Raw genomic sequence first — 12,688 nt, 5'->3', positions numbered from 1 at the left:
ACGATAATGGGCAAGAAAAAAATCACACCAACTGAAGTATTAGATGTCAGAATACGAAAAATTGATCCCAAAGGCTATGGCTATGCTCGTTATACCCATCCACCGACTACTGGGAATCTTGGTAAGCGACTCAATCTCTATATTCCTAATGTGGTGCCGGGGGACCTTGTACGGGTGACGGTGCCTAATGCGAAGGGACGTCGTCGTGCCACTATTGATTTTGATGAATTATTAGAAGCTAGCCCCCAACGCAATTTGGACTTAGATCCCAAAGCAGCCCCACCAGGGGGCGTTCCTCTCCAATTTATGACCTACCGGGCACAATTAGCTTATAAGACTCACTTGGTCGCCGATAATTTAGCGGAAGGCAATTTTGATACCAGTTTAATCCAACCGATTATTGGTATGACGACTCCCGACCGCTATCGTAATAAAATGGAATTGACTTTTGGTCCTAATGGGGAACTAGGGATGCACCAGCAAAGCAATTATAAACGAATTATTGATTTAAAAGATTCGATTATTGCTCCAAAGGAAATGGTGGAAATAAAATATTTGGTCTCCCAATGGCAAGCCGACTACCAGTTGTCAGGTTATGATAAAGCTAGTCACACTGGCCTCTTACGTAAGTTGCGCCTGCGCAAGTCCTTTGCTAACAATGAGCTAATGGTGGTGATCTTTGCCAATGACAAAGCGTCAGCCCTAGAGCAAGAGTGTCGCCGAGCTCTGATTGACCGACTGACTACAACCTATCCGCAAGTAGCTAGTCTCATTTGGATTGAAAATACCGATATTTCGGACCAAGTACAGACGGATTCCCTAGAAGTTCTGTATGGGCACGATTATATCAATGACCAATTGAATGGTTTTGACTACCAAATCAAATATGATACCTTCTTCCAAGTCAATCCCATCCAGGCAGAAAAGATGGTGCAAACGGCCTTAAAAGTAGCAGCCGTGGACGCTACAATGACCGTTCTTGACCTCTTCTGTGGGATGGGCACCTTCTCCTTACCTTTTGCTAAACGAGCCAAGGCTTTGACAGGTATTGAAATTGTGGAGAATTCGATCTTGTCGGCTCGAGAAAATGCCCGTAAAGCAGATCTAAATAATACCAACTTCTTTGTTTCTGATGCCCGTAAAGGGTTAGAAGCCCTTAAAGACAGCGACCAAGTGCCTGATTTATTGATTTTAAATCCTCCTCGGTCTGGTGCCGGTGGTAAATTAATGCGGGCCATTGGACGATTTGGCAGCCCTCGGGTTCTTTATATTTCTTGTAGTCCCAAAAGTTTGTCACTAGACTTGCGTTGGTTGCGAGACTTCGGTTACGAAATCAAAAAAATCCAACCCATTGACCAATTCCCGCATACGGTGCATGTGGAGACAGTGGTATTGCTTGAGTCCGTTCGAAAGAAGTAAGTTATGCTATGTCCTAGTTGTATAAGATTTCTGGATAGAGTATGCGGAAAACAGAGTCAGCTTTGTAACGTGAGAGTAGATAATGGAAAAAGTAAAATGAAAAAATAATTTTTAAGGGGTTTCTAGGCCTTATGTGAGTGTCTGGAACCCTCTTTTATAAGTGATGGCTAATTTTTGATAGCAGCTATTTTGGAGCAATAAAGAAGCAATAGGTATTTGGAGGTCGGTTGAGTCTTTATAATAGTATTGTTATCTGAATATAGGAACCATCGTTTCAAATATCCTAATTTGTTATATTATAAATAGAGAAGGTAGCTTTTGAAGGGAGATGCTTATGGAGATAATTATATCGTCTATTTTGGTCTTTATATCGACGTCGATTGATTATTTGCTTGTTTTAACGATTTTGTTTTCAACTATGAATAAAGGAAAACAAAAAGCGATTTATATTGGTCAATATATCGGAACGGGTCTTTTAGTTGGCTTTAGTCTCATTGCGGCCTACTTTTTGAATTTTATTCCACAGGATTGGATCATCGGATTGCTGGGTTTAATTCCTTTTACTCTGGGGATTCGGGCTATCTTTGTTGATGAAGATGTGGATGAAGAAGCCTTGGAAGAAAGGTTCTCACATAGTCAGTCTGAAATCGCAAGTGTGGTGGCCCTGACCATTGCCTTAGGTGGAGATAATTTGGGAATTTATATTCCTTATTTTACTGGAATGTCTCTCCAAGAAGTAATGATTGTAATTATTATGTTTATCTTAGGCATTTTCATTTTATGTTATTTATCTCAACGCTTAGCTTTATTTTCTTTAATAGACGAGTTGGTTGAACGCTACGAAAAAATTATTGTGCCAGTCGTCTTTATCGGCTTGGGCATTTATATAATGTTAGAGAATAGCACAATTCAACATCTTTGGTCATTGATTGCCTAAAATTATCAATGCCAAATGGGAGTAGAGTTAACTTTGTGGATTTAGATTGTTTAACACCACTTATAACTTATGTTACAGACCATTTGATTACTAAGTGACGGTGGTAGTATAAATACTTTTAAAGCTTCAACAGTTTTATCAAGGGATGCTAAAATTCTTTTCTACTCGTATATACTTTGCACTTTTTGTCGCCATATCATTTCACCTCTATCTTTTTACATGTTACACTGAGAGTTAATAAAGGATAGGAGGAGTGCTTTATGGTAGATAATAACAAAGGTTTTTCCTGGCAACACTTAATTATTGGGATTTTATATCTTTTAGCAGGTATTGTAGTTTTTAACAATCCTTTACTAGCGACACTATGGTTGTCGGTACTCATTGGTATTGGCTGGATCATTTCCGGAGTATTGAATATTACCATGCGTGATACGATGAAAGAATGGACAGGCCGAGGTTCTGGTTGGTTAGTCTTCTTCGGGATCGTTGATATTATTCTAGGTTTATTACTCTTGTTTAATCAATGGGTAGGCTTAGTGGCGATTCCTATGCTCTTTGCCTTATGGTTTGTAGTTGAGGCAGTTGGACTGATTATGTCTAGCTTTGCTTGGCGGTCATGGAGTAAGGGACGTTTCTGGTTACAAATGTTAGTGGGTATTTTAGGCTTAATCATGGCAGTAGTGCTAGTCTTCAATCCATTGGGTGCGCTCTTAACCCTTGAAGTCTTAGTCGGCGCCTTCTTTATATTAGCTGCTATTACCCATATTATTATTGCATTTTAATGATAAAAAAGATGTGAGCAAAAGCGGTTAGCCCCAAAGGATTTATCTGAAAATGGGAAGTATTCGCAGAATACTGATTCATTTGCAGAAAATACTGATGGGGCTGTTTTTCAGAACCCGACTAAACAGGGTGCGATGAAAGTCAAAACAGACTCCTTTTCCCAAACTACTCTGATGGCGATGCGCTATCTTTCGAGTTTTGCTGCGAGTAGTCTGTTCTTAATGACTTATGTCGCACCTTTTTTCGTGCTAAAAACTTGTCTATACAAGTAAATGTCTTTTCTTTATAATAGGCATAAACAGATTAAGAAGTGGAGGAAACCACCATGCCATCAGAAAAGGATAAAATGTTAGCGGGTCAATGGTATGATGCTAATTATGATCAAGAATTAGTAACAACTAGACGACAAGCCCAAGATTTGTGCTTTGCTTTAAATCAGTTAGCCCCTAGCCAAGTTGAAGACCGCCAAAAAGTCCTAAATAAATTGTTGGGACAAGAAGCAGAAAATTTAGAATTACTGAGTCCTTTTACCTGCGATTATGGTAAAAATATAAGCTTTGGCAAGGATTGTTTCGTCAATGTTAATTGCTATTTTATGGATGGGGGTAAGATTTCCTTGGGTGATAATGTCTTTGTGGGCCCTTTTACAGGATTATATACGGCCAGCCATCCGTTAGATTATCAGCGACGTAATCAAGGTTTAGAACAAGCGCTCCCTATTACCATTGGAAATAATGTTTGGTTGGGCGCTAATGTGAACGTGATGCCCGGAGTGACGATTGGGGATGGTGCTGTCATTGCCGGTGGTTCAGTCGTCAGTAAAGATATTCCTGCCAATGTTGTGGCAGCAGGAGTGCCTTGTCGAGTGATTAAAACAATCACCCAATAAAAAAACAAGCTTGTTTTATAGCTATGGTTTTTTCTTTTATCAGCTATGGTAAAATAGAAGCATAAAATTTTACCATACAATTCAAAAGAAGGGTGATTTCATGGAATTTGGAAAAATGGCTCCAGGAAAAAATGCCTTAATGGTACTTAATCCTCGGGGAGATAAGAGACTGAAACTAGTAAAAGCAGGGTTTTCTTGGACCACTTTCTTTTTTGGCTTTTTTGTGCCCCTATTTAGAAGAGATTGGAAATGGGCACTCATAATTGCGGTTGTTCAGTATGCTTTAGCTTCTATCCTTGATTCTGATTCATTGAGTTTGGCTATTAATGTCGTCTTGGCTTTATTTTATAACAAAGTCTACATCAACGATCTAATGAATAAAGGTTATCAAGGCGTAGACCATGATACCCAAGCGAGATTAGAAAGTTATGTCTCAGAATTTCGTAGTTACTCCTGAGTGAATTTTGCGGTAGAAGCTTTTTCTGTTTAGAATTAACACTTATTTTTTAGGCTAAATTTTGAGAGCAGTTTGTGGAAAGCGTTCCATGAACTGTTTTTTTGTGCTATTATTAACAAGTTAATAAAAAAAGAAATTGAGGGAGAGTCTATGAAAATTTTTAGCCAGCTATTTTGGTTGTTTTTGTTTTCTGCTATTGGGACGGGATTGTCAATTTTGATTGAGCCTTTTGTTGCGATTCCTGGCTCAGTGATAGGAATGGTTTTGTTTTTCTTTGCTTTACACTTTAAATGGATAAAAATGGAACAGGTCGATGAAGTCGCCACATGGGTTTCAGCTAATATGGCAATTTTCTTTGTACCATCTGGAGTCGGTTTAATGGCGCAATTTGGTTTATTAAAAGATATCTGGTGGCAATTAATTATTATTATGTTTGTGGCCACTGCCTTAATGATGATTTTTGTGGGGCGTTTGGTTCAGTTTTTAATGCCTAAATTTAATAACAAGTCAAATGAAGAGGGGGAGGCTTAAAATGTTAGCACAATTATTAGAAACACCAATGTTATGGCTTTCGTTAACAATTGGGCTTTACCTCTTATCAGGTAAATTGCAGAAACGTTGGCCCAATAACCCACTATTTGTTCCTTTGGTTTTTGCTATTGTGGTGTTAATTCTTATCTTACTATTAACGGGTGTTCCCTTGGAAACTTACCAAGAAGGAGGCCACTATTTAAGCTTATTTATTACCCCTGCAACTGTTTCCTTGGCTGTAAAATTGGAGAAAAACTTCGACTATCTTAAACAAAATTACCAAGCTATTTTAATTGGTATTTTCTCAGGTGTTATTTTCCATACGGCTTTAATTTATCTATTTGCTTTCGTATTTAATTTTGGTCCTGAGATGGTAGGGACTTTGATTCCTAAATCGATTACAACCGCTATTGCAATGGGAATTTCCGAATCATTAGGTGGTATCGTGCCGATGACTGTGGCGATTGTTATTTTTACCGGGGTTATCGGAGCAGTTATTGGTGAACATGTTTACCGCATTTTTAATATTAATGATCCAGTTGCCCAAGGTGTTGCCATGGGAAGCTCTGCCCATGGGATGGGAACCACCATTGCCATTCAAATGGGTGAAGTCCAAGGGGCAATGTCTGGTTTAACAATTGTTGTGACTGGTTTGATTGTCGTTGCACTGGCACCACTAACACTACCTTTGACGGCTTTCTTTTTTGGTTAATAACGCGTATAAGAGAGGTTGGGAAAAATCCCAGCCTTTTTATATTATCTTTTAGTTGAGATTGCAAAAGCAAGAGTTTCGGATATTTGTCCAATAGTCTAAAAGATTTAAGTTCATATCCTTTGTCTATTGGAGTAAATCTCTCACCCTTACCGCGATTGACTCACATCCTTTTAGTCGGGCTTCAAAAGTCAGAACAGACTGCCTTTCCTAAAGCTCTCTGATGGCTGTTTGCCATCTTTCGAGTTTTAGTCCAAGGCTTCAGTTCTTAACGACTTTTGTCGCACCCTTTAGTCGAGTTCTGAAAAACAGCCCCATCAGTATTTTCTGCCAATGAGTCAGTATTCTGCGAATACTTCCCATTTTCAGACAAATCCTTTGGGGCTAACCGTTTTTCATCTCATCCTTATAGTCGAGTTCTGAAATGCAGCTCCTTCGACTGTTTCCTAAAGAGGTTTGGATAAGTTTCTCTTATCCGTCACTCTTTAGTCCAACAGCTCGGAGCTCCCGCATTTCATCTCATCCTCACAGTCGGGTTCTGAAAAGCAGGACTGACATGCGTTTCCCAAAAGACCTTGATAGCTAGTCGCTATCTGCAGTCTTTTGCTCCAACGATTCCGTCCTACCGCTTTTCATCACACCCTAATTTCCAACAGCTCAAAGCTCCCGCATTTCATCTCATCCTCTTCTTTTTTCTGAATAAAGTGCTAAAATATAGGCAGTCAACACAGCTTAAACAAATGGTCAATTGAGGAGGAAGGGTTATGCTTAAGTATTTAACGGCTGCAGATTATAAACACAATACGTGGACTGGGGGCGAAACCACGGAATTATTCATTTATCCCCCCCAAGCTGAATTGGGCCAGCGTAATTTTCAATGCCGCATCTCGTCAGCAACGGTCAATGTGGAGCGGTCAGAGTTTTCTGATTTTTCTGGTTATCAACGTTTTCTACAAATTTTACAGGGAGAGATTCGTTTACAAGTGGGCCAAGATGAGCCACTTGATTTGCCGCAACTAGCCTATCATTATTTCCCTGGGGAGGCTAAGACAGTGTCTGAGGGACAGTGTCGTGATTTCAATGTTATTTATCAAAGTCCAATAAGTATTGACAATGAAATTTTACTGGCCGGAGACCAAGTACAATTACAATCAGACCAGGCTTATTTTATCTTTAATCCTAACCAAGATGCTGTGGATTTAGAAGTAGAAACAGAAAAGTTGCGCTTAGCGTCCATGGCTGCTGTTTGGGCGGTTGAAGAAAAACTTTCTGTGACTATGAAGGCTGGTCAGACCGCAATTTTGATTGCTATTAAGGGATTAGGAGTCAATAAATAATGCAAGAACCCCAATATTTAACCCTTCATGGTGATAAGGACGGTAAGAAATGGGTAGCAGAAATCACTGGTGAAGACCCTACCTTTAAATTGAAACGGACTTTTCTACCGGAAATTAACCCCAATACCTACGCGATATATGATGGCTATTATCAAATTTATGGCCAATGCCCTGGGATTTCACCCTTTGAGAAAGAATATTGCTGGGTCATTGATGGCCATATGCATCGGCACTTATCCTTTCGACAGGTATTAGGACAATTAGACCAAATTAAGGCTCTAGATGACCAACGCACAGAACGAATCAAAGTGCAGATTAAAGCCGTTTTAGATGCGATTGCTAATGAGCTGGATCATGAACTAGTCGACCAAGACATGGCCTTTCAAAAAGAGTCGATTGATTTCATGGACGATTTTGACGCTTTGGCAGCGGGTTACAGTCAGTTAATCAAACAAAAGGAGCAAATGATTCAACGCTATCAAAATAAACTCGATCAATTACCAGAAGATTACGTCTAACTAAAGGAGGAATGAGTATGGCGGAAGATTTATTGTCGGCTGAAGAATGTCAGGCCTACGTGGAAGCTATGATTGCCTTGTATCCGCAATCTGATTCAGATTTGGATTATCATAATCATTTTGAATTGTTATGTGCGGTCATGCTCTCTGCGCAAACCACTGATAAAGCAGTAAATAAGGTAACACCTGCCTTGTTTAAAGCTTACCCAACGCCTGAAGACATGCAAAAAGCGAGTCCAGAAGCCATTGCTGATAAGATAAAAACCATTGGCCTATACCGTAATAAGGCCAAGTTTCTACAAGCCACTGCTGAGAGCTTAGTCAATGATTTTTCGGGCCAAGTTCCGGATAATTTGACTGACTTGACTAGTCTGCCTGGGGTCGGGCGGAAAACAGCCAATGTGGTATTAGGAGTGGGCTTTAGCCAAGCAAGTTTCCCGGTGGATACTCATATTGCTCGTGTCACTAAACGCTTCAATATGGTGCCAGAATCTGCTAATCCCAATAAAATTGAGAAAATAATGACAGAAAAATTACCAGAAAATATGTGGCGCCAGGCCCATTTGTCTATCCTTCATTTTGGCCGCTACCAATGCGTGGCTCGTAAGCACGACCATCAAGAATGTTTAGATCGTCTCCATGCGGTTATGGCGAAGCAGCAAGAAAATTAGTGATTTCACTAAGAAGATAATTAACGACTCTGTCAAGCTCCTGATAATGGGAGTTTGGCAGAGTCGTATTTTTGATAGTGTTTAAAAAACCGCCAAGTCAGTGGTTATTTTTTGCTTTCACAATTTCCTAGCCTCTGCTATAATTAAGCTGTTTGTTATTAAGATTCTATTGGGGATCAAAAAATTAGGAGGATTGCTTTATGTCAAAGGCACAAACTAAGGCTGAGTTGCGTGAAGAAGCCGGTCAAAATCCCGTTTTTGGCTACTTACAAAAATTGGGACAGACCTTTATGTTGCCAATTTCTATTTTGCCATTAGCTGGTATTCTGTTAGGAATTGGGTCTTCATTTACCAACCCAACCGTTATTGAAATGTATAATTTACAAGGGATTCTGAATGAGTCAACCTTCCTGTATGGTTTCCTATCAGTATTAGCTGATGCTGGGGATGTTATTTTCGGAAACTTAGGACTTTTATTCGGAATTTCTGTCGCGTTTGGAATGGCTAAGCGGGAACAAGGAACCGCTGCCTTGTCTGCTATTATTGGATATTTTGTAATGTATGCTACCTTAACATCGACGGTGAATAACTTCCGTGATGTAGAAGCTTTGAGCCAAGTCCAAGGGTTAATCTCCAACTATCTTGGTTTTGAAAACACCATGAATCTTGGTGTTCTTGGTGGGATTGTTTTAGGGGTGACGGTTTCTTACTTACATAATAAATACTATAATATTGAATTACCTGAAGCCCTCTCCTTCTTTGGAGGCACTCACTTTATTCCTATTGCTGCGTCCTTAGCTGCTATTGCTATTGGGATTATTATGGCTTTTGTTTGGCCATTAATTTCTTATGCTTTCTCTTCACTAGGAGGCATTATTTCTGGTCTGGGTGTTTTGGGTATTTTCCTTTATGCTTACATCTATCGTTCCTTGATTCCATTAGGTTTGCACCATGTTTTCTATTTACCTTTCTGGCAAACAGCCATTGGGGGAACTGCGGTTATCAATGGACAAACTGTAGTGGGTGCTCAAAATATCGTTTTTGCGCAATTAGCTGCTGGTCAACCCATTGATCCTCATGCCGCTGCCCACTTCGCTTATATGTTCCCGGTCATGTTATTTGGGATTCCAGCTGCCTGTGCGGCGCTCTATCGTCAAGCTAAACCAGAACGTCAAGCAGATGTAAAAGGTTTCTATACTTCTTCTGCTTTGACTTGTTTCGCTACCGGGATTACTGAGCCAATTGAGTTTGCTTTCGTTTTTGCTTCTCCTACCCTATACTATGGCTTACACTGTGTGATGTACGGAATTTCTGCCGTCTTAGTTTATCTATTTGGGGCTGGAGTTGTATTAACCTTCTCTGGTGGGGTTATCGATTTCTTCCTCTTTGGAATCTTACCAGGTAACCCAATCACTCATTGGATTCCAGTCTTATTATTAGGATTAGTTTATGCGGTCTTGTATTACCTTATCTTTACCTGGGGTGTGCAAAAATTTGATTGGAAAGTCCCTGGTCGTGAAGATGATGTGGCGGTTGCTGAAACTGCCTTTGCAGGTGGCGACTACGATGACTTAACAGAGAAAGAACAACGTGCTTATCGGATTGTTTCTGCCTTAGGAGGAACAGAAAACTTAGATTCCTTTACTAACTGTGCCACTCGTTTGCGGGTCCAAGTAAAAGACGGTAAATTAGTGGATGAAGGCCTGTTAAAGACAACGGGTTCAGCTGCTACAGTGGTTAATGGTAGCAATGTGCAAGTCGTTTATGGCACCAAGGTACCTAACGTGAAGTCTTCTATTGATGAGTTGATTTCTGATGGCAAGGCACCGGCTAATGCTCAAGCAAGTAGTGATCAAGTAGTGCCTAACCAAGTATCAGAAGAAGACCAGGCTGAGACGACTAAGACAAGCGATGATGACGGTCAATTAGTTGAAGTTTTCGCTCCTGGCCAAGGAAATATTAAAGCCTTAGCGGATGTGGAGGATGATGTCTTCTCTGCTGGTATTATGGGCCAAGGTTTTGCCTTAGAACCTAGCCAAGGTCAAATTCTAGCTCCTATGGCTGGTGAGGTGAAAATGGTCATGGATTCTAAACATGCTATTGGACTTGAGACCGCTGAAGGCTTAGAAATCCTCTTACATATGGGGATTGATACAGTTCAATTGGAAGGCCAAGGCTTTACTGTCCATGTGGCAGAAGGCGATCAAGTTGAAGTTGGCGATGTCTTAGCTGATATGGATCTTAACTATATTAAGGACCAAGGAAAAATAACTGATGTCATTGTGGTCTTTACTAACTCCAGTGAAAAAGTTAACCAAACTTTGATTGAAGCGCAAAAAGATGTTAATGGCCATGATAAAATTGGTGATGTTAATCTAAAGTAAAAATAAATAATTAATAAAAAAGCAGGCCAGCTCGATTGATGAGCTCGCCTGCTTTTTTATCTTTTTGTGATTGCCAGTCATTCATTGTAGCCGTAATTTTATACCTGTCATAATGTTGGAACAACTAGATTTATAATGATAAATCTAGCTCTGGTCCGACTGGAACAATACCGTTAGGGTTGATGGTATCGTGGCTGTAATAGTAGTGTTGTTGGATATGGTCAAAATTGACGGTTTCTTTGACCCCATCCATATTATAAATTCGCCGTGTGTATTCCCATAAGTTAGGGTAGTCCACTAATTGGCGGATATTGCATTTGAAGTGGCCAAAGTAAACCTTGTCGAAACGAATCAAAGTAGTGAAGAGACGAATGTCGGCTTCAGTGAATTGGTTACCTACTAAATAATCCTTGTCTTCTAAACGTTCTTCTAATTTATCTAAGGCAGTGAAGACATTGTTAACCTCTTCTTCGTAAACCTCTTGTTTGGTTGCGAAACCTGTTTTGTAGACCCCGTTATTGATATTAGGGTAAACATAGTCATTGATTTCATCAATTTCAGCTTGTAATTCTTCAGGATAGAAGTTACCGTCTTTGGCACCCAAGTCATCGAAAGCTTCATTAAACATACGAATGATATCAGAAGATTCGTTGTTTACAATAGTATCTTTTTCTAAGTCGTAAAGGACAGGAACCGTTACTCGTCCAGTATAGTGAGGATCAACATGAGTATAAATTTGGTGTAAGTAGTCAGCGTCGATGACTGGGTCCTTAATGACACCTGGATAATCAGCAAAAGTCCAACCATTTTCTAACATATGTGGGTGGACGATCGATAGAGAAATCATATCTTCTAATCCTTTGAGTGCTCTCACCATAAGGACACGACTAGCCCAAGGACAGGCGAGCGAGATATAGAGATGGTAGCGTCCTTTTTCTGCTTTGAAACCAGCTTCTCCGCTTGGCCCTGCTTGGCCATCTTTAGTGATCCAGTTACGGAATTGGGACTCTTTACGGACGAAGCGTCCCCCTGTGCTTTTAGTGTCGTACCATTTGTCTTGCCAGTTACCGTCAACAAGTAAACCCATAAGATCAATCCTTTCAAATTCGAAATATTTTATCTACAGTGACTATAACAAGTTTTACAGCAAAGTTCAAAGAATACGATATATAGCTTCTTGGCTTTTAGATCTCATGATATAATTTTATGAAGAAAGAGGTGTTTTTATGGAAAAGCAAGAAAAAGTTGGTATTGGCCTATATATTTTAAGAGCACTTAAGTTTGTCTTTTGGCTTGTCCTATATCTGGTAGCAATTAGTATTCCTCAAGCTTATCTTCTCCAGTCAACCGCGCCAGAAATGATTTATTTATTGATTGCTAGTATCGCTATTATTTTAGTGTCGCTATTTTTTTGGTGGAAATTTAGCCATGCCTATCCCAATAATATCCGGCCTTTAAGCAAAAAAGATATTATTATAGATATTTTGATTTATGTAGGACTAGTGTTAGTGAAAACAGCTTATGGCTATCTTATGGAAGCCATGGGTAGCGGTGGAGAATCAACTGCCAATGATCAAGCCCTAGCAATGATGTTAGGGACAAATCCTAATATTTGGGTGTTAATCTTATTTATTATAATGACGGTAGTAGCAGCACCTATTATCGAAGAAGTAATTTTTAGGGGCTATTTACGCAATTATTTCTTTGCTAAAAAATCCGTGATTTTACCTATGATTATCTCAGCACTGCTTTTCTCATCCTTCCATTTATCTGCTGATATTTTTTCCTTCTTATTATATGCAGCTATGGGAGCCATTCTATATTATGCTTATTACCGCAATAATAATTTGAATGATGCGATTTTAGTCCATTTCTTCAATAATTTCCCGGCAGTGATTTTCATTATTTATAGCACTCTATTCGCTTAATGTTACAATAATGTTACATTTAGAAATATTTCCTTTGTCTTTTAAAGAAAGATTTAAGAAATTCTTTCAAATTATAAAGCTTTATAAAACAGCAGAAAGCTGATAGTATCAACTTTCTGTTG

The 12,688-nt window shown here is 39.5% G+C and carries 13 protein-coding genes; 12 read left to right on the top strand and 1 reads right to left on the bottom strand.

Annotation, left to right across the window (positions count from 1 at the left end; translation table 11 throughout):
• Positions 1-6: 6 nt before the first annotated feature.
• The 11 genes from rlmD (at position 7) to OW157_RS03755 (ending at position 10,638) form a co-directional block, all read left to right on the top strand.
• On the top strand, positions 7-1,419 hold the full coding sequence (gene rlmD, locus OW157_RS03805; protein WP_268752008.1) for a 23S rRNA (uracil(1939)-C(5))-methyltransferase RlmD: 1,413 nt from the start codon (positions 7-9) through the stop codon (positions 1,417-1,419).
• 334 nt (positions 1,420-1,753) lie between these two features.
• Entirely contained in the window at positions 1,754-2,356 is a 603-nt protein-coding gene (locus OW157_RS03800) for a CadD family cadmium resistance transporter (RefSeq protein ID WP_268752007.1), read from the top strand.
• Positions 2,357-2,616: 260 nt separating this feature from the next.
• Complete coding sequence (locus OW157_RS03795; RefSeq protein ID WP_268752006.1) at positions 2,617-3,138, top strand: HdeD family acid-resistance protein; 522 nt, start codon at positions 2,617-2,619, stop codon at positions 3,136-3,138.
• 326 nt (positions 3,139-3,464) lie between these two features.
• Entirely contained in the window at positions 3,465-4,028 is a 564-nt protein-coding gene (locus OW157_RS03790) for a sugar O-acetyltransferase (RefSeq protein ID WP_268752005.1), read from the top strand.
• Positions 4,029-4,128: 100 nt separating this feature from the next.
• Positions 4,129-4,485 (top strand): DUF2628 domain-containing protein, encoded by a 357-nt coding sequence (locus OW157_RS03785; protein WP_268752004.1) that lies wholly within the window; start codon positions 4,129-4,131, stop codon positions 4,483-4,485.
• A 150-nt stretch (positions 4,486-4,635) separates the two neighbouring features.
• Positions 4,636-5,016, top strand: a complete 381-nt coding sequence (locus OW157_RS03780) for a CidA/LrgA family protein (RefSeq protein ID WP_268752003.1) — start codon at positions 4,636-4,638, stop codon at positions 5,014-5,016.
• 1 nt (position 5,017) lies between these two features.
• Entirely contained in the window at positions 5,018-5,728 is a 711-nt protein-coding gene (locus OW157_RS03775; protein WP_268752002.1) for an LrgB family protein, read from the top strand.
• A 764-nt stretch (positions 5,729-6,492) separates the two neighbouring features.
• The gene (locus OW157_RS03770) at positions 6,493-7,065 is read left to right on the top strand and encodes a HutD family protein (RefSeq protein ID WP_268752001.1); all 573 of its coding nucleotides are present in this window, start codon (positions 6,493-6,495) and stop codon (positions 7,063-7,065) included.
• The gene (locus OW157_RS03765; RefSeq protein ID WP_268752000.1) at positions 7,065-7,583 is read left to right on the top strand and encodes a hypothetical protein; all 519 of its coding nucleotides are present in this window, start codon (positions 7,065-7,067) and stop codon (positions 7,581-7,583) included. Before OW157_RS03770 ends, OW157_RS03765 begins: the two co-directional genes overlap by 1 nt.
• Before the next feature lie 17 nt (positions 7,584-7,600).
• Complete coding sequence (nth, locus tag OW157_RS03760) at positions 7,601-8,254, top strand: endonuclease III (protein ID WP_268751999.1); 654 nt, start codon at positions 7,601-7,603, stop codon at positions 8,252-8,254.
• A 200-nt stretch (positions 8,255-8,454) separates the two neighbouring features.
• Positions 8,455-10,638 (top strand): PTS sugar transporter subunit IIABC, encoded by a 2,184-nt coding sequence (locus OW157_RS03755; protein WP_268751998.1) that lies wholly within the window; start codon positions 8,455-8,457, stop codon positions 10,636-10,638.
• A 130-nt stretch (positions 10,639-10,768) separates the two neighbouring features.
• Here OW157_RS03755 and OW157_RS03750 read toward each other — a convergent pair whose 3' ends face one another.
• Positions 10,769-11,725, bottom strand: a complete 957-nt coding sequence (locus tag OW157_RS03750) for a glutathione S-transferase family protein (RefSeq protein WP_268751997.1) — start codon at positions 11,723-11,725, stop codon at positions 10,769-10,771.
• Between the two features lie 139 nt (positions 11,726-11,864).
• Between OW157_RS03750 and OW157_RS03745 the strand changes: the two genes are divergently transcribed.
• Positions 11,865-12,566 (top strand): CPBP family intramembrane glutamic endopeptidase, encoded by a 702-nt coding sequence (locus tag OW157_RS03745; protein WP_268751996.1) that lies wholly within the window; start codon positions 11,865-11,867, stop codon positions 12,564-12,566.
• Positions 12,567-12,688 lie beyond the last annotated feature (122 nt).

The sequence above is a fragment of the Aerococcus kribbianus genome, from assembly GCF_026805545.1.
In the GTDB taxonomy this organism is placed as follows: domain Bacteria; phylum Bacillota; class Bacilli; order Lactobacillales; family Aerococcaceae; genus Aerococcus; species Aerococcus kribbianus.
This window is presented reverse-complemented; position numbering and strand designations above follow the sequence as displayed.